The sequence below is a fragment of the Streptomyces sp. NBC_00354 genome, from assembly GCF_036106915.1.
Classification (GTDB): domain Bacteria; phylum Actinomycetota; class Actinomycetes; order Streptomycetales; family Streptomycetaceae; genus Streptomyces.
This window is the reverse complement of the sequence record NZ_CP107983.1, coordinates 4990469-5006778: the sequence shown is the minus strand read 5'-3', so window position 1 is coordinate 5006778 and position 16310 is coordinate 4990469. Positions and strand designations below refer to the sequence as shown.

Below are 16310 nucleotides of genomic sequence, written 5' to 3'. Positions count from 1 at the left end.
TGTCCGGGCGATGGGCCCGGACACCGGAACTCAGCTCACTGGTGGTGGCCGTCATGTCCAGGACCTCGTGCGTCCCTTCCCCTTCGACTCCTTCCCCTTCGGCTCCTTCCCTTCCTTCCCCTCTCTCCGCTCCTTCCGCTCCCTCTACGTGTCCCCCTGCGCGCCCGGTGCCGGCCTTCCCCCCGCTTCGCGTCGGCCGGGGCGGGGACCGGCTGCGCCGCGCCGTACGGCGTCGGCGGCGGGCCGCGTCGGCCGGGCTGGCCGTCCTGGCGGCCGCGCTGGCGGTGGTGGGCGGGACGGAGGCGCAGGCTTCGCGGGGCGCGGCGCCGCAGGAGGTGAAACCGCCGCCTGCGGCAGTGCGGTGGGTGTCGGCGCCGGTGCGCATCGCGGACGCGGCGACGGTGCGGCTGCTGCGCTCCGGGGACCGGGTGGACGTGGTGGCGGCGGAGCGCGCCGGCCCGCCGAGGGTCGTTGCCGCGGGGGCCCGGGTCGTCGAAGTGCCCGACCCGGAGAAGGGCGTTGGGGACGGCGGGGCGCTGGTGGTCCTGTCGGTCCCCCGGGACACGGCGCGGGCTCTCGTGGGGGCGGGCGCAGTGGCACGACTGGCGGTGACGTTGTGCTGAATCGGACGGGCGTGCAGTCAAGTCATCACAAGCCGGGCCCCGATTGGACACGCCGGGCCCGGACTGCCGTAGCTTTCGGAACCGTTGGCTCCATGTTCGGCGGATTCGAAGAGAGGCTCAGTGGTGAGCGAGAAGAAGAAGGAGAGCGTTCTGGCAGGCTTCAAGGCCTTCCTGATGCGCGGCAACGTGGTCGACCTGGCGGTGGCGGTCGTCATCGGCGCCGCGTTCACGAACATCGTGAACTCGGTGGTGAAGGGGATCATCAGCCCGCTGGTGGGCGCCATCGGTACGAAGAGCCTGGACGGTTACACGTCCTGCCTGAAGGACCCCTGCGGCATCGACGCGAAGGGGGAGCCCACCGGCGTCAACATCCTCTGGGGATCGGTGCTGAACGCCGCGCTGACCTTCTTGATCACGGCCGCGGTCGTCTATTTCCTGATGGTTCTGCCGATGTCGAAGTACCTCGCCAAGATGGAGCAGCGCCGCCGGGCCAAGGAGGGTGTCCAGGAGACCATGGAGATCACCGAGCTGGTGGTCCTCAAGGAGATCCGGGACGAGCTGATCGCCCAGCGCAGCCAGAATGGCCAGGGCGGCCAGGGCGGCCAGGGCGGGTATGGCGGCCAGGGCGGGTATGGCGGCCAGGGCGGCCAGTACGGTCACCCCGGCTCGGGGTACTAGCTGGTCAGAGGTGGTGCGGCGGCTTCTCGTCGAGGAAGCGGGCCAGGTCGCCGGCGCTCCCGCCGGCGGGCGGCCGCTCGCCCCATCCGCGGTCGGTGTCGTCCGCGGACTGCTGGTCCAGCGGGTCGTCGAAGACGAGCCGGGGCCTGGGCTTCGCCGCGGGCGCGGCCTCGGGCCGGGATTCGGGCTGCGAGGACTGCGGGTCGGAGGCGGGGGCGGTGCTCATGCCTCCAGGGTACGGCCGCCCCCGGCCGGCCCTCCGGCCCCGCCCCGGCGCGGGATCGGCTGGGAGCCTCGGGGCCCTTGCGGGTGTGGAACCCCCAGCACACGGCCAGGCAGGTCGCGTAGAAGCCGATGAAGGACCCGAAGGTGCCGACGTAGAGCCAGGTCATCAGCCAGTTGTGCTTCCGCTTGAAGATGACCTTCTGCTGGCTGAAGGGGGCCGCTGACCCGGATGGTCAGGTGCGGGTACTTCTCCGGGCCCCTGGACCGAAGGCCCCCTCACCCGCCCATGAAAGCTTCACAAACCTCTACTGCGGTTCGGCGGGCCGGCCGGGGCGGCCGGGGCGGCCGGCTTCCCGGCGCAGGACGTCGAGCAGCCCGGGGAAGCGCTGTTCGAGGTCGGCGCGGCGCAGCGTGGCCATGTTGCTGTTGCCGCGGTTGACCTGGCGGACCAGGCCGGCCTGGCGCAGCACCCGGAAGTGGTGGGTCCTGGTGGCCTTCGACACCGGCAGGCCGAAGGAGCTGCAGTGCCGCTCGGTGCCGTCCGGCTCGGCGAGCAGGGTCAGGATCACCCTGCGGCGGTGCCCGTCGGCGAGTGCGGACAGCACTTCGCCGAGATCCATTTCTTCGGGCGCGGGATGGCCGTCCTCGTCGGGCATGCCGAACCTCCTTCACTACAGGTATGACTTGCATCGTACCTGCACGGCCGCCTACGGTGCAGGTATGACGATTACCGTACCTAGTGGCGATCGGCCGTACGCACTGGTGGGCTTCGCCCGTCCGAAGCCCGAGCGGGCGGACGAGCTCAAGGAACTGCTGCTGTCGTTCGTGGAACCGACCCGCGCCGAGGAGGGCTCCCTGGAGTACCACTTCCACGTGGACCGCGACGATCCGAGCACCTTCGTCTTCTACGAGGTGTGGCGCTCCAGGGAAGACCTGGACCGCCACCTCGCCCTGCCGCACATGAAGGACTTCTGGGAGCGGCGGATGGACTACCTGCGAGAAGACCTCGACGTCCGGTGGGTCTCCATGCAGAGCCCCTACCCGAAGCCCGTCGACGACTGATCAGGCGCCGGGGGGTGCGTGGGTCGGAGGGGTGCGTAGGCCAGAGGGGTCCGCGGCTCCGCCGGCCGCGCGCCTCGCCTGCCGACCCGCGTACGGCTGGTGTCCTGGCGGTATGACGTACGTACCGATGACCTCCCGCAGCCGGGACGAGGGCCACCGGGCCTCGACCCCTCTGGAGCTGTTCTTCGACCTCTGCTTCGTCGTCGCGGTGGCGCAGGCCGGCCGGCAGCTCGTCCACGCGCTCGCCGAGGGCCATGTCGGCGCCGGCATCACCGGCTACCTCTTCGTGTTCTTCGGCGTGTGGTGGGCCTGGATGAACTTCACCTGGTTCGCCTCCGCCTACGACGTCGACGACGTGCCGTACCGGATCGCGACCCTGGTGCAGATCTCCGGCGTGCTCATCTACTCGGCCGGGATCCCGCGCGCCTTCAACGACAACGACTGGACCATCTCCGTCATGGGCTACGTGGTGATGCGCCTCGCGCTCACCGCGCAGTGGCTGCGCGCCGCCGCCGGGGAGCAGGGTCCGGCCCGCCGCTGCGCGCTCACGTACGCGATCGGGCTGGTGATCTGCCAGGCGGGCTGGGTGGCGCTGCTCGCGGCGCCCGAGGCGAGCCGCAGGTGGCTGTTTCTGGTGCTGGTGATGGCGGAGCTGCTGGTCCCGGTGGTCGCCGAGCGCGGCTACCAGACCCAGTGGCATCCGCACCACATCGCCGAGCGGTACGGCCTGTTCACCATCATCGTGCTCGGCGAGACCATCGCCGCCAGCACGGTCGCGGTCCAGTCGGCGATCGACGAGCACGAGGCGCTGGGCGAGCTGCTGCCGATCGCGGCGGGCGGGCTGCTGCTGGTCTTCGCGGCCTGGTGGATCTACTTCGCCGTCCCCGCGCACGACCGGCTGCAGACCAACCGCCAGGCCATCCCCTGGGGGTACGGGCACATCGTGATCTTCGCGTCCGCCGCGGCCATCGGAGCCGGGATCGAGGTGGCGATCGAGCACGCGGTCGGCAAGGCCCACATCTCGACGCTCGCCGCCAACCTCTCGGTGACCGTGCCCGCGGCGCTGTTCCTCGCCTTCGTCTGGCTGCTGCATTCGCGCCACTTCAAGCGCGGTACGGCCCAGCAACTGGTGCTGCCGGTCTCGGCGCTGGTGATCCTCGCGTGCGCGTGGACCGGCGGGCAGGCGGTGCTGTGGGCGGGGCTGGTCGCCGCGGTCACCGTCGCGGTGGGCGTGACCTTGGCCCAGCGAGAGCGTTCTGGTGCGTGAGGACGGCGGGCGGCGACGGCCGCCGCGGCCCCGGCGAGCGCGTCGGCGACAGGAAGAAGAAACGATGAAGTTCCCGGTACAGCGGTACGCGGACACGGGCTCGGGCCCGGCGGTGGCGGAGTACGGGGAGCTCGCCGACCCGGCGTTCTGGCAGCAGCCTCCGGCCGCGCGGCTCGCGGCGTTCGCCCGGCTGCGGGCGCTGGAGTCCCCGGTCTACGTGCCCGAGGGGAAGGGCCGCGGCCACTGGGCCCTCGTACGGCACGCGGACGTGCAGGAGGCGAGCCGGCTCCCCAAGGTGTTCGCCAGCGCGCCCGGGGTGACCACGCCCGAGCCTGCCCGGTGGGTGCGGGCGCTGTTCGGGGACTCGATGGTCAACCTGGACGGCGCCGACCACGCGCAGCTGCGCAAGATCGTGCAGCGGGCGTTCACGCCGCGGCTGCTGGCGGCGGCCGAGCAGGACATCCACGCGGTGGCAGCCCGGATCGTGGACGACGTACTGGAGGACGAGCCCGACGAGTTCGTCTCGGCCGTGGCCTCACGGCTGCCGCTCGAGGTCATCTGCAACATGATGGGCATCCCGGAGCGCTACCGCGCCGAGATCGCCGACCGCGTCAACCACGCCTCGGAGAACATCGGCGTCGAGCGGGGCCTGGCCTCGCGGCTGCGGATGCCCGGACGCGGACTGCGGGCGCTGGCCCGGATGCAGCGCATGGTCGCCGGCATCGGGCGGGAGCGGCGCAAGAACCCCACCGACGACCTGATCTCGGCGCTGGTCTGCGCGAACGTCAACGGGGCGGCGGGCGAACAGGCGCTGAACGCCCGCCAGCTCGGCGCGTTCTTCTCGCTGCTGATGGTGGCCGGGGTCGAGACCACGCGCAACGCGATCACCCACGGGCTGACCCTGCTGACCGACCATCCCGAGCAACGGGACCTGCTGCTCGGGGACTTCGAGGCGTACGCGGACGGCGCGGTGGACGAGATGATCCGGCACTCGACGCCGATCATCCAGTTCCGCCGGACGGTGGCCGCCGAACACACCCTGGGCGGGCACCTGTTCCGGCCCGGCGACAAGGTGGTGCTGTACTACGCGTCCGCCAACCGCGACGAGGCCGTCTTCCCCGACCCGGACGCCTTCGACATCACCCGCTCGCCCAATCCGCACCTGGGCTTCGGCGGCGGCGGCCCGCACTTCTGCCTGGGCGCGCACCTGGCCCGGGTGGAGATGAAGGCCCTGTTCCGCGAGCTGCTGACCCGGCCGGTCGGACTGCGGGCGGTGGGGCTGCCGGACCTGGCGGGGTCGAACTTCGACAACCGCGTCCGCTCGCTCCGCTTCGCCTTCGAACGCCCGTAGGGCCCACAGGGCCGCGGGGAGGGGGGAACCGGCCACCGGGCAGGCTGGGGGCCCGGCGGCCGGAGCGGGGGCCCGGTCCCCCGGGGCCTGTTACTGCAGGCGCCGGACCGCGAGCACGCAGTGGGCGCTGCTCGTGAGCACGGCCTCGTCCCCGGCGAACTCCTGGAGGGTCTTCGGCTCGACCGGCTTGCCCGGGACGGCCTCCGGCCAGGCGCGCGTGGCGAAGAGGAAGTAGGCCTGGCCGCTCTCGTTCGCCGCGGCGACCCACTCGTCCGGGGCGGTGCAGGTCGCGTTCAGCCCGGGCAGGGTCAGCGCGACCTGCTTGCCCGCCAGCACGATCTGCACCGGGAAGACCGCCGGGTTGCGGGTGCCGTCCATGACCACGTCACCGATGGGCAGGCCGATCTCCTCCAGCAGCCCGCGGGCAGCCTTCTCGCCGGCCTCCCGCCCCTGCGGACCGTCGCCGAGGGTGTAGGCGAGCAGGTACGGGATGTCGTGGCCCTCGGAGGGGTCGCCGATCCAGGCGAGCACGGAAAGGGTGCCGAGCTGGGACCGGTCGATTTCGGCTTGAGTTGAAGTCATGCGCCGCACCCTAGTGGTCTCTCCCGCGCCCCTTTCAGGCCTTTCACCCGGGCGGGCTAGACGGCCCAGAATCCCTCTCCGGAATTCGCCTGCATGTTCGTGTCCTGATACTGGAGCCGCACAATGCGCGCCTTTTCCGGGATTTCGAACACCACCCATCCCTCGGCCCGCTCACCGACGGCGAGGGAATCGAAGACGAGTGGTTTGCCGGTGGTCAGTTCACCGGTCGGCACCACCGGGTGGCGACCCCCCGCGCTGTCGTACGCCCACATGCGCCCGAGGGCCCCGTACGAGGCCCCGCCGACGTTGACGAACGACATCGAGGCGGCCACCCAGCGCTTGCCCGCGGGCGGCGCGTAGTTCTTCTCCACGCTGACCGCGGGGTCGACGTACGCGGTGAGCACGGCCTGGAGGTGCCGGCCCACCTGGCGGCCGTGCACCCGTACGGAGTCACCCACATGGGCATCCTTCGAGGCGGCCTGCATCGCACCCGGGGCCGCGGCCGCCGGATCCTCCTCGGCGCCCGGTGCGCCGTCGTCCACCGGGACGGCGGGCGCCGCGGCCGGGGCGAGTGCAGCCCCCTCGGGGGCGCCGGAACAGGCCGTGGCACCGAACAGCAGGAGGGGCAGGAGAGCAGCGGCGAGGACGGAAGCGGACTGGCGCATGCGCGATCCCTTCGGGGACCTTCGGGGTGTATTCCGGTCAGTCTCACGCGCCCGAGCGGGCAATTGCACACACCGACACGGGCGTACGGAAGGAGTTGCCCGCCATCTGCCAGCACAATGCGTTTCGGTGCTTTTGTGCCGACCCACCCCCCATGGAGGATTCATGCGAGTTTCCACCCGCCGACTGGCCGTCACGGTGCTTTCCGCGCTGGCCGCGGCCACCGTATTCACCACTCCCGCAGGCGCCCGGGCCCAGGGCGATGAGATTTCCGTACAGAAATCCGGTCACATCTCCGACGACGGCCACGTCACCCTTTTCGGGACCTACACGTGCAGCCCCTCGTCACCCCGTGGAGTGCAGATCCAGGTCACCCTCACCCAGGACACCGACGCCCAGGGCACCACCCGCCTGGGCTTCGGCGGCGAGGAGGCCGTCTGCGACGGGCAGGAGCACGACTGGTCCGCGTCGGCCCCGCTGGACCTGGTGCACCTGCAGCCGGGTGCGGCCGGTGCGGAGGCCAAGCTCCAGTCCGCGAGCCTGCACTCCGGGTTCTCCCTGAGCGTGTCCTACCTGGCGAAGACGGAGCGGGAAATCTGGCTGGAGGAGAAGCACCGCTGATGCACCGCTGACGCACCCGGCCGTAGCCGGTAGCCGCCGCTACCGGCAGGCGGGCGCCACGCCGGTCATCGACATGAACGCGACGGTCCGGCAGCCGGTATCGGGATGCGGGCGCCCAGTCGTGCGGTGCGCGGCCGTCGGAACCCCGACGGCCAGCAGGAGCAGCGCGAGCAGAGCGGTCGCGGCGCCCTTGCCCGGCCGCTTGTTCAGCCGGTGCACGGCAGGATCCGTGTGCATGCGGTCGTCCGTTCCATGGACCGCATCATCACTCCACCCCCGGTACTCCACAACTCGGGGTGACCGTCCGGTCGCCCCGCGCCCCTGTCACCCCATGCTCCGGACGCTGCCCGCGACGTCGAACTCGCACCACACGGCCTTGCCGTCACCCCGCGACTCCACTCCCCAGTGCGTGGCCAGCGCGTCCACCAGCAGCAGCCCGCGCCCGGTGGTGGCGGCCTCGCCCGGGGTGCGCCGGCGTGGCCAGACGCTGGAGCGGTCCTTCACCCACAGCCGGATCCGCCGGACCGGCTCCGGCAGCACCTCCATGGTCAGCACCGCCCCGCCGTCCGTGTGCAGCAGGGCGTTGACCAGCAGTTCCCCGGCCGCCAGTTCCACGTCGTCGGCGAGCTCCGGCATGCCCCAGTCGCGCAGCGCCTGGCGCAGCGCGTAGCGGGCCTCCGAGAGGCCCTCCGGGTCCGCCTGGTGGATGTACTGGTGGATTCGCGGGGCCCGGTGGGTGCCCGGGTCGGGGGCCCGGCGCAGCACCAGCAGGGCCACGTCGTCGCCGGAGCCCCAGCGCTCCCAGAGCCGGTCCGAGAGGTGGTCGGCGAGCGCGCCCGCCTCCTGCGGCCCGCTGCGCACGGCGTGCGAGAGGGCCTCCATGCCCTGGGTGATGGCCGTACCGGGCTCCTCCACCAGGCCGTCGGTGCACAGCACCAGCGTCTCCCCGGGGACCAGGTCGAGCCGGGTCTCGGGGAAGTCCTCCTGTTCGAAGACCGAGGCCAGTCCGAGCGGCAGCCCGCCGCGTACGTTGGGCCAGCCCGTACGCCCGTCCGTGTGCCGGATCAGCGGCCCGAGATGGCCCGCGCGGACCGCCCGTACGCCGCCGGTCTCCAGGTCGACCTGTGCGTACATGCAGGTCGCGAAGCGCTCGGTGTCCAGCTCGGCCAGGAAGCGCGAGGCCCGGGCGAGCACGGTCGACGGCGGATGCCCCTCCCCCGCGTACGCCCGCAGCGCGATCCGCAGCTGGCCCATGATCGCCGCCGCGTGCGTGTCGTGGCCCTGTACGTCGCCCACGACGATGCCGACCCGGTCGCGGGGCAGCGCGATCACGTCGTACCAGTCCCCGCCGACCTCACGCCCGCTCCACGCGGAGTGGTAGCGCACCGCGATCTCGCCGCCGCTGATCTCCGGGATCCGGCGCGGGAGCATCGAGGCCTGCAGGCCGGTCGCGAACTCCCGCTCCTGGTCGAACAGGAGCGCCCGCTGGAGGGACTGCGCCACGATGCCGGCCAGGCCCAGGCACAGGTTGCGCTCCTCCGGGCTGAACTCGCTGCGCCGCCGGTAGAACAGCACGAGCCCGCCGATGGCCTTGGCCTGCGCGATCAGCGGCAGATAGGCGGCGGCGTCGAAGCGGATCCGGCGCAGGTAGTCCGCGAGCAGCGGGAACTCGCCCGCCAGCTCGGCGAGGGAGGTGACGAAGCGCGCCTTGCGGGTGAGCACCGTCTGCGACAGCGGCAGCGAGCCGTCCAGCCGGGTGAACTTCCGCTCGCTGAGGATCTCCAGCGACTCCCCGCTCAGCGCGATGATCTTGATGGCGCCGTTCTCGACGAGCCCCAGGGCCAGCCCGTCGGCGCCCAGCCGCTCCAGCGCTCCCGCCCCGGTCAGCGTGGCCGTGACGTCGTCGACGGTCACTGCCCGCGACAGGGCCTCCGTCGTCCGCTGCACGATGGTGGCCTGCTGGGCCCGCGCCGACTCCAGCTTCCGCAGGATGGTGGCGTGCGCGAGCTCGGCCGTCGCGTCCCGCACGATCCCGAGGATCCGCAGGGGCCGCCCGTCGGCGTCCCGCATGATCCGGCCCTGCGTGTGCGTCCACTGGTCGACGCCGTCGCGCCGCTGCACCGTGAAGTACGAGCCGTACGTCTCCGCGCCGCCGTCCAGGGCGGCCTGGGTGGATTCCGCCAGCCGTGCACTGTCGTCGGCCGGGATCCGCAGCCCCAGCCCGTCCGGGCTGTCGCCGAACTCCTCCCGCTCGAGGTCGAAGACCACGAGCCCGGCCTCGTCCAGCAACAGCGTCCCGGCATCCAGGTCCCACTCGAAGCTGCCCATGCCGTTGAGCGCGAGCCGCTCCCCGGGCCCGGTCACAGGGTCCCGCCGGCCCTGCTCGGATCTGTCGCGCTCCGCCGCTGCCACGAGAACACCACCTAACGGCCGGGCCAGCACGGCTGGGAGATCAGCCGCTCCCACTCCTCGTCAGGATGCCCCGGAAGGGTGCGCCCGGCCTCCTGCCAGCGCTTGACGAGGGACAGGTAGATGGTCGGCTGGTCCGGTGCCGCATGCGCGGGAGGAGGGTACGGCGAGGCGGTCCTCGGCGGGGCGGTCCTGGGCGCGGCAGGCCTGGGCGCGGCAGCCCTGGGCACGGTGGGCTGCTCCGCCCGGCTGGCGGGAATGCGCACCCAGCCACGGCCCTGTGCTCGCTGCTCCGCACTCATCGCGGACCCCTCTCGACCTCACCGCAGAGACGTCTTCGGATGCCCGGCACCGGCCCGGTCGGGCCGCACGGTCCCGGCGGAGCCCGTCGGCCTGCCCCGGGCGCCGAGGCGCTTTCGGACTCCTCCGACCAGTCTCCCCGCCGTGAACCCCGCACCGTGCACGAATCGCATGGAAGGGCCGAATGAGGGAGCCGTCAGCAGCCCCGCGAAGAACAGACCGGGCCAGGAGGACTCGAAACCGGCGCTCAGCTCCGGCGTGCCGCTGTCCCCGACGGTGTCGAGGACGGCCCGCAGCCGGGCGTCCAGCAGCTCCAGCCGGCCCAGGTGCGGGGTGAACCCGGTGGCCGCGACGACGTGCGCGACGTCCAGTACGACGGACTCCCCGGCCGCGGTGGTCAGCCCGAGCCGGGTCCGCCCGCCGACCGGGACCGCCCGGTGCAGCCGGTGCCCCAGCAGCACCGGGACGCTCCGCTCGAAGCGGTCCCGCAGCCACCAGGCCCCGGCGGGCCCGAGCGCGGTCGCGGCGATCCGCTCCCGGGCCGGCGCGGGCAGCCGGCGCACCGCCCAGGGCAGCTCCGACCACACCCAGCTGCGCCAGCCGGTGCCGAGGCCGCTGTGCGGATTGCGCAGGGCGCGCACGGCCGGGCGCTCCAGCGGCTGGGGCACGGTGTTCCAGTTCAGCCGGGACCGGCGGGCGACGAGGCAGGGCCGGGCCCCGTTCTCGGCCAGCAGGGCGGCGGTCTCCAGGGCCGCCTGCCCCGCCCCGACCACGGCGACCTCCCGGCCGGCGAACCGGGCCAGGTCGCGGTGGCCGCTGCTGTGCGAACAGTGCCCGGGGGGCAGGTCCCGCAGCGCCTCGGGGAGGTGCACGAACGGCATCACCCCGACGGCGATCGCAACCGTCCGGGCGAGCAGCGGCGGCCCCTCGGCGGTGCGGATCAGGAAGCCGTCGCCCTGCGGGCTGACCTCGGTGACCGTCACCTCCTCCACCTCGGGCGCGGCGTGCCGGGCGAACCACATGCCGTACGAGCTGAAGGTGCCGATCGGGAGCGGGCTGCCGTGCTCGGCCGCCAGCCCCCGGGTGGCGCAGTACGCGGCGAGGGTGTGCCGGCCGCCGGGCGCGGACAGGTTGGAGGACCACGGCTCCGACTTCAGGTACATGCCCTCGGGCATGTGGTCCCGCCACGAGGCCATGGGCCGCCCGAGCACCCGTACGCCGAGCCCCGCCGCCACCGCGTGCGCGGCGATCGACAGCCCGTACGGCCCGGCGCCGACCACGACGAGATCGTCCACCCGCGTCACCGCCCTCCCTCCAGTCTCATGGACACCTTGCCCGTGCCACTGCCTCCGGCGGTACGTGCGACGGGCCCTCGCGGCGCCGGAGGCGAGGACGGGGGCCGGGGCGGGGGCGGGTGGCGGGGCGTCATCGGGTCACCAGTTCGTCCGGTTCGGCGGGGGCGGTCGGCGGGGTCAGGTCGCGGGCACGCTGGCGCGGGGCGCGGACCACGGCCCGCGCCGTACGGCGGCCGTGCGCCGGGACACCGCGCAGGGCGCGCACACCCTTCCCCGCGCCCCGGCCCAGGAACGCGGCGAGCATCGCGAGGAACGGCATCGGGTCGTCGGCGGCGAACCAGGCCGCTTCCACCCGCCCCCGCTCCGCCTGCGGCGCCACCCGTACCGGCCGCGGACTGCCACCCGCGGCGCGCTCCTGCCCGGCCCCGGCGTCCTCGGGTGCCGAGGGGGACGGGAGCGGCGGGCGGGTCGGGGACCGCCGGGGGAGCCGGCGGCCGCGGAGCGACGCCAGCAGGGCGTAGTTCTCCGCGACGAACACCCGGCCCGGGCCGCCCGCGGACTCCGGTACCCGTTGCCCCGTCAGATCCAGGTACATCGCCTGGACCACGTCCAGCCCGCCCGCATCCGTGAACAGCCGGAACTGCGCGCCCGGCCGGGGGTTGAAGTCCACCAGCCGGAAACAGCCCTTCTCGTCCCGGCGGAAGTCCAGGTCCAGGATCCCCTGGTAGCCCAGCCGTTCGGCGAGCCGCAGCCCCGCCTCCTCCACCGCCGGATCCGGCAGCCAGCGCCCCACCGCCGTCAGCCCCGTCCGCACCGGCCAGGACAGCTCCTTGCGGCCCGACCCCGCGAGCAGCGGGTGCCCGCCCCGGGCGAAGGCGCCGTGGAAGAACCAGTCGGTGTCCGTCCCGGCCGGCAGGAACCGCTGGAGCAGCAGCCGGCTCCCGGCCTCTGCCGTGCGCTCGTACAGGCGGCGCGCCTCGGCGGCGGTGTGCACGAGCGTGGTGCTGCGCAGCCCGCCGCCCGGGGGCAGCAGCCAGGGCCGGCTCCACTTGGCCACCACCGGCAGGCCGAGGCGCCATGCGGCCTCCGCCGCCTCGGCCCCGCCCGCCGGGATCACCGTCTCCGGATGCGGGATGTCCCAGCGCGCGCACAGCCGCGACAGCTCGGCCTTGTCCGCCACCCGCGCCGGCAGCCCGTCGGGCTGATGGGGGATCCGGAACCGCCCGTTCAGCATCGGCGCGATCCGCGCGACGGCGATGGCGCTCAGGTCGTCCATCGCGACGAGCACCGCCGGCCTGCCGATCCGCTCCGACACCCCGACCAGGCACTCCAGCAGCGCCTCCGGAGCCTCGGGGTCCAGCCCTCCGGCCGGCCCGGGATGCACGGCGTGCAGGTAGCGCGAGCGCCCCATGGGACCTCCCCCGGCCTCGACGACGGCATGGACCTCCACGCCCCTCCGCCCAAGAGATCTGACGGCGCCGAGGGTTCCGTGGTGGAACGGATTCCGATCGAGTCTGAGCACTACAGCGGGCACATTGCTGTCGAACGCGTGCATGGGAACGGTGTCTTTCACCTAGTCGGACCAAACGGGGAGGATGCGCAGCTGCGAATGGCCTATGCAGCGGTCACCGGACAGGCCATTCGTCAGATGTGATGCCTAACGTCTTCGACAAGCACACCGATTCAGGAAAGCTCGGGAGACGCCATGCCCAGACCACACCGCCGACTGGCGAGCACCTGCATCGGTACGGTCACGGCCGGACTGCTCGCCACGGGTGCCGCGCTCGCGGCCCCCGAGAGGGATCAGCCCAAGGGCTCCGACATCGCCATGGGCGCCTTTCTCGACTCCGGTCCGCCCGGAGTCGCCCGGATCCCGAACCTGTCGCGCTGGCTGCGCGGCAAGGAGATCCGGGTCGGCCACACCTATCTGCCCGGAGACCGCTGGGCCCGCATCGAGGGCCCCGACTTCCTGGAACCGTGGGCCGAGTGGCGCCGCGCCAAGGCGGACCGGCTCTTCGTCCTGAACGTGCCCATGCAGGAGCACAACGAGGACCGGGTCCCCGACCGCCGGGTGGCCCAGCTGATCCGGGCGGGCGCGCAGGGCGAGTTCGACCGGCACTTCGCGAAGCTCGCCGAACGGCTGGTGGCCCTGGGCGTCCCGGACACGGTGATCGTGCTCGGCTGGGAGATGAACGGCGCCACGTACACCCACCGCTGCGCGCCGGACCCGGAGGGCTGGAAGGAGTACTGGCGGCGGATCGTCAACACGATGCGCTCCGTCCCCGGCGCGGAGTTCAAGTTCGATTACGCCCCCAACCGCGGGTCGGACGCGATCGGCTGGACCAAGTGCTACCCGGGCGACGACGTGGTCGACATCGTCGGCATGGATTCGTACGACCAGGCTCCCGGCAGGACCTTCGACGAGATGATCAAGCAGCCGTACGGGCTCCAGCAGCATGTGGATTTCGCGAAAGCGCACGGCAAAGAGATCTCGTACCCGGAGTGGGGGCTGTTCCGGCACGGGGACAACCCGGAGTACGTCCGGCGCATGCTGAAGTGGATCGAGCAGCACAAGCCGCTCTACCACACCATCACGGACTACTGCCCGCACGGCGTGTGGCAGTGCAAGCAGAACCCGAAGTCCACGAAGGCCTTCCGCGGCGCGCTCGCACCCCCGCGTCCGGACCCGGTCCCGACGCCCGTCGTGCCCACGCCGGTCATCCCGACGCCGGTCGTGCCGACCCCGGTCCTCCCGACGCCGGTGATCCCGACCCCGGTCGTGCCGAGCCCGCAGATCCCGACCCCCGAGATCCCCATGCCCTCCCCGGCGATCCCGTCGCCGCAGGTCCCGGAGGTCCCGGTGATCCCGAGCCCGCAGGTCCCGGTTCCGGTCCCCTTGCCGGAGACCCCGAGCACGAGCCCCGAGCCCGTGCCCGTCCCCGAGCCCGTTCCGGTGCCCGTGCCCTCGCCTGCCGTGCCCTCGCCCGAGGTCCCGGCACCCGAGAGCCCCGCCCCCGAGCCCGTGCCCTCGCCGGCGATCCCGTCGCCCGGGACCCCGGTGAACCCGAGTCCGGACCCCGTCCCGGTGCCGGTCCCGTCGCCCGAGATCCCGAGCCCGGTCCCCTCGCCGGAGATCCCGGTCCCGCTCCCCGTCCCGAGCCCGGTCGTGCCGAAGCCCGAGCCCGTCGAACCGCCCGCCAACAGCACGGAGTGGTGCGTGCCGATCAACTTCGGCGAGTGGCTCTCCAAGCAGGTCGGCAAGCAGTCGGTCTGCATCACGTTCGACTGGGGCATGGACTGGGGCATGGACTGGGGCAAGGACTCCGGCTTCTGGCCCTGGTAGACCCGTCATCGGACCCGCAGTTCGTTGAGCCGCGCCCGCCAGTCCCTGGCGGCCGGCAGGGCCTCGCGCAGCGCGTCCACCACCCGCTCGCGCCCCGTCACCTGCGATTCGTGCAGGCGGAGCAGGGGCGAGAGCGCCGTCCTGGCCAGCAGGAAACGCTGGTTGACGACCGTCTCGGGCCGCCAGTGGTTCTTGTACGGCTCGTTGCCGCGCAGGAAGCTCACCACCGGGCGGCCCTCGGCGAGGGCGCGGCCGGCCTCGTAACGCAGCAGCAGCGTCGCCACGTCCACCTTGCGGGTCCGCAGGTCCGGGTCCGCCCCGTACAGGTAGCCGCCGCTCAACGCCCCCGACAGCAGGGTGACGTTGGCCGCCACCACCTTCCCGTCCAGCCGGAACTCGGTCAGCCGGCCCTCGCCGACCCGCACCATCCGCCGGGTGGCCCGGGTCAGGTGCTCGGCAAAGCGGGGCCTCAGGTGCTCCGGGGTCACCCCGCGGCCGCGCCACTGCTTCTCGTGGAGCGCCAGCAGGGTCCGTACGGCACGCGGCACTTCCTCCTCGGTGACCTCGTGCTCCTCGATCCCGGCCGCGTCCGTCTTGCGCAGCTTGGCCCGGACCCGCTGGGCGCCGGAGGCCGGCATCCGCTTGACCAGCTCGTCGAACGGCAGCGCGGGCAGCTCCATGCAGGTGGAGTCGGCGAGCTTGCTGCGGATCCCGGGCCACTCCCCGAACAGCGCCTCGGCGGCGGCCCCGGGCCGTACCTCGCGCAGGTCGACGACCGCGCCGCGGGCGGCCCGGTGCAGGCCGCGGGCCAGCGCCGGGACGACCTGGCCGGCGTACTCGGCGGCCACCAGGACGTCGAAGTAGTCGGTGATACCGCCGCCGAGCGGCACCAGCAGCGGCAGCGGCCGGTGGACGAGCATCAGCGCACACGCACCGACGAGTTCCTCGCCGCGCCGTACGAGCACGATCCGGAGCCGCCCGTCCCGGCCGTACGAGAGCCACCAGGAGTGCAGCCAGGCGTGGCTCTGGAAGGGGGTGGCGGTGGGACAGGCCCGCAAGAGCCGGTTCCACGGCTCTTCCAGCGCGGCGAACTGCCGGGGGTCGCGGCACAGCGTCACCGACAAGCCCCCGGCGGAGCCCGAAGTCATCGCACGGACTCCTTCTCCTTGGTCTCGTTGTGGTCGCCCTGGGCGGGCAGGGAGGCGTACTCCTCGACGACCGGCTGCTCCTCGGGCCGGCGGGTGCGGCCGGGCCGGGCCAGCAGCCACAGCCCGCCCAGCAGCCCGCCGGCGCACAGCCCGACGGCCCCGCTGACGGTGGCGGACGGCGAGGCGGGCTCGCTCGGCGCGACGGCCTGGTTGAACAGCAGCAGCTGGACGCCGGTGTTCTTGGCGGCCTGATTGCTGCTCAGCGAGAGCGCGTCGGCCACGGCGTTGGCGATGTCGGCGGCCTCGGTCGGGCTCTTCGACGTGCCCGTGATGGCGATCATCGGGGACTCGGGGGAGGTCTCGGCGCGCACCTGCGTGCGGAGCCGGCGGGCGCTGATGCCCGCGCGGGGCTGGGCGTACGCGAGGGTGGAACTGCTGGTGGCGATGCGCGCGTACGCCTGCGAGAAGCCGAGGGCGGTGGCCGGCTCGGTGGTGTCGTCCGGGACGGCGACGACGTAGCTGGTGGCGGCGTACTCGGGTGCCTTGAGCACCCCGTACGCCCCGCCCGCGGCCAGCCCCAGCAGGGCGGCGACGGGCAACGGCCACCACGCGGGCGGCGGCAGCAGCCGTACCCTGCGACGACGGCGGTCGGTCTTCTTCTGATCGGCGGTGTCAGCCATCTACGTGCCTTCCTGGAGGAATGGAGTTCTTTCGGGCCCCGCGTCGGGAACCCCTTCGGCGCT

The 16310-nt window shown here is 73.0% G+C and carries 18 protein-coding genes; 7 read left to right on the top strand and 11 right to left on the bottom strand.

The window, feature by feature from the left end; all coding sequences use genetic code 11:
- Positions 1 to 53 precede the first annotated feature (53 nt).
- Both OHT74_RS22960 and mscL read left to right on the top strand, forming a co-directional pair.
- Positions 54 to 623 carry a hypothetical protein gene (locus OHT74_RS22960; RefSeq protein ID WP_328621246.1) on the top strand — a complete coding sequence of 190 codons (570 nt, stop codon included), beginning with the start codon at positions 54 to 56 and terminating at the stop codon, positions 621 to 623.
- A gap of 123 nt (positions 624 to 746) precedes the next feature.
- Positions 747 to 1301, top strand: coding sequence for a large conductance mechanosensitive channel protein MscL (gene mscL / locus OHT74_RS22955; RefSeq protein ID WP_328621245.1), 555 nt, complete (start codon positions 747 to 749; stop codon positions 1299 to 1301).
- A gap of 4 nt (positions 1302 to 1305) precedes the next feature.
- On the opposite strand, the gene OHT74_RS22950 is transcribed toward mscL, so the two are convergent.
- Positions 1306 to 1527: a hypothetical protein gene (locus OHT74_RS22950; protein ID WP_266666250.1), complete on the bottom strand. Its 222-nt coding sequence runs from the start codon at positions 1525 to 1527 to the stop codon at positions 1306 to 1308.
- Positions 1528 to 1831: 304 nt separating this feature from the next.
- Positions 1832 to 2182 carry an ArsR/SmtB family transcription factor gene (locus tag OHT74_RS22945; protein WP_328621244.1) on the bottom strand — a complete coding sequence of 117 codons (351 nt, stop codon included), beginning with the start codon at positions 2180 to 2182 and terminating at the stop codon, positions 1832 to 1834.
- Positions 2183 to 2246: 64 nt separating this feature from the next.
- Between OHT74_RS22945 and OHT74_RS22940 the strand changes: the two genes are divergently transcribed.
- From OHT74_RS22940 to OHT74_RS22930, 3 genes are all read left to right on the top strand, one after another.
- Positions 2247 to 2588: a putative quinol monooxygenase gene (locus tag OHT74_RS22940; RefSeq protein WP_266666246.1), complete on the top strand. Its 342-nt coding sequence runs from the start codon at positions 2247 to 2249 to the stop codon at positions 2586 to 2588.
- Between the two features lie 112 nt (positions 2589 to 2700).
- Complete coding sequence (locus OHT74_RS22935) at positions 2701 to 3855, top strand: low temperature requirement protein A (protein ID WP_328621243.1); 1155 nt, start codon at positions 2701 to 2703, stop codon at positions 3853 to 3855.
- Positions 3856 to 3919: 64 nt separating this feature from the next.
- Complete coding sequence (locus OHT74_RS22930; protein ID WP_328621242.1) at positions 3920 to 5206, top strand: cytochrome P450; 1287 nt, start codon at positions 3920 to 3922, stop codon at positions 5204 to 5206.
- 90 nt (positions 5207 to 5296) lie between these two features.
- Here OHT74_RS22930 and OHT74_RS22925 read toward each other — a convergent pair whose 3' ends face one another.
- Together OHT74_RS22925 and OHT74_RS22920 are read right to left on the bottom strand one after the other, a co-directional pair.
- Positions 5297 to 5788 (bottom strand): DUF5949 family protein, encoded by a 492-nt coding sequence (locus tag OHT74_RS22925; protein WP_328621241.1) that lies wholly within the window; start codon positions 5786 to 5788, stop codon positions 5297 to 5299.
- A 56-nt stretch (positions 5789 to 5844) separates the two neighbouring features.
- On the bottom strand, positions 5845 to 6453 hold the full coding sequence (locus OHT74_RS22920) for a hypothetical protein (RefSeq protein ID WP_328621240.1): 609 nt from the start codon (positions 6451 to 6453) through the stop codon (positions 5845 to 5847).
- Positions 6454 to 6616: 163 nt separating this feature from the next.
- Between OHT74_RS22920 and OHT74_RS22915 the strand changes: the two genes are divergently transcribed.
- Positions 6617 to 7072 (top strand): DUF6299 family protein, encoded by a 456-nt coding sequence (locus OHT74_RS22915; RefSeq protein ID WP_266666236.1) that lies wholly within the window; start codon positions 6617 to 6619, stop codon positions 7070 to 7072.
- Between the two features lie 39 nt (positions 7073 to 7111).
- On the opposite strand, the gene OHT74_RS22910 is transcribed toward OHT74_RS22915, so the two are convergent.
- From OHT74_RS22910 to OHT74_RS22890, 5 genes are all read right to left on the bottom strand, one after another.
- A complete protein-coding gene (locus tag OHT74_RS22910; protein ID WP_328621239.1) occupies positions 7112 to 7309 on the bottom strand; it encodes a hypothetical protein in 198 nt (65 codons plus the stop codon).
- An 87-nt stretch (positions 7310 to 7396) separates the two neighbouring features.
- Positions 7397 to 9484, bottom strand: a complete 2088-nt coding sequence (locus tag OHT74_RS22905) for a SpoIIE family protein phosphatase (protein ID WP_266666232.1) — start codon at positions 9482 to 9484, stop codon at positions 7397 to 7399.
- 11 nt (positions 9485 to 9495) lie between these two features.
- Entirely contained in the window at positions 9496 to 9783 is a 288-nt protein-coding gene (locus tag OHT74_RS22900; protein WP_266666230.1) for a hypothetical protein, read from the bottom strand.
- Positions 9784 to 9801: 18 nt separating this feature from the next.
- Positions 9802 to 11076 (bottom strand): NAD(P)-binding domain-containing protein, encoded by a 1275-nt coding sequence (locus tag OHT74_RS22895; protein WP_328623373.1) that lies wholly within the window; start codon positions 11074 to 11076, stop codon positions 9802 to 9804.
- Between the two features lie 130 nt (positions 11077 to 11206).
- Entirely contained in the window at positions 11207 to 12487 is a 1281-nt protein-coding gene (locus OHT74_RS22890) for a carboxylate--amine ligase (RefSeq protein WP_328621238.1), read from the bottom strand.
- A gap of 294 nt (positions 12488 to 12781) precedes the next feature.
- Between OHT74_RS22890 and OHT74_RS22885 the strand changes: the two genes are divergently transcribed.
- The gene (locus tag OHT74_RS22885; protein ID WP_328621237.1) at positions 12782 to 14419 is read left to right on the top strand and encodes a glycoside hydrolase family 26 protein; all 1638 of its coding nucleotides are present in this window, start codon (positions 12782 to 12784) and stop codon (positions 14417 to 14419) included.
- Between the two features lie 5 nt (positions 14420 to 14424).
- On the opposite strand, the gene OHT74_RS22880 is transcribed toward OHT74_RS22885, so the two are convergent.
- Positions 14425 to 15567, bottom strand: a complete 1143-nt coding sequence (locus OHT74_RS22880) for a GNAT family N-acetyltransferase (RefSeq protein ID WP_328621236.1) — start codon at positions 15565 to 15567, stop codon at positions 14425 to 14427.
- Positions 15564 to 16247, bottom strand: coding sequence for a lipopolysaccharide biosynthesis protein (locus OHT74_RS22875; RefSeq protein ID WP_328621235.1), 684 nt, complete (start codon positions 16245 to 16247; stop codon positions 15564 to 15566). Before OHT74_RS22875 ends, OHT74_RS22880 begins: the two co-directional genes overlap by 4 nt.
- Positions 16248 to 16310: the final 63 nt, after the last annotated feature.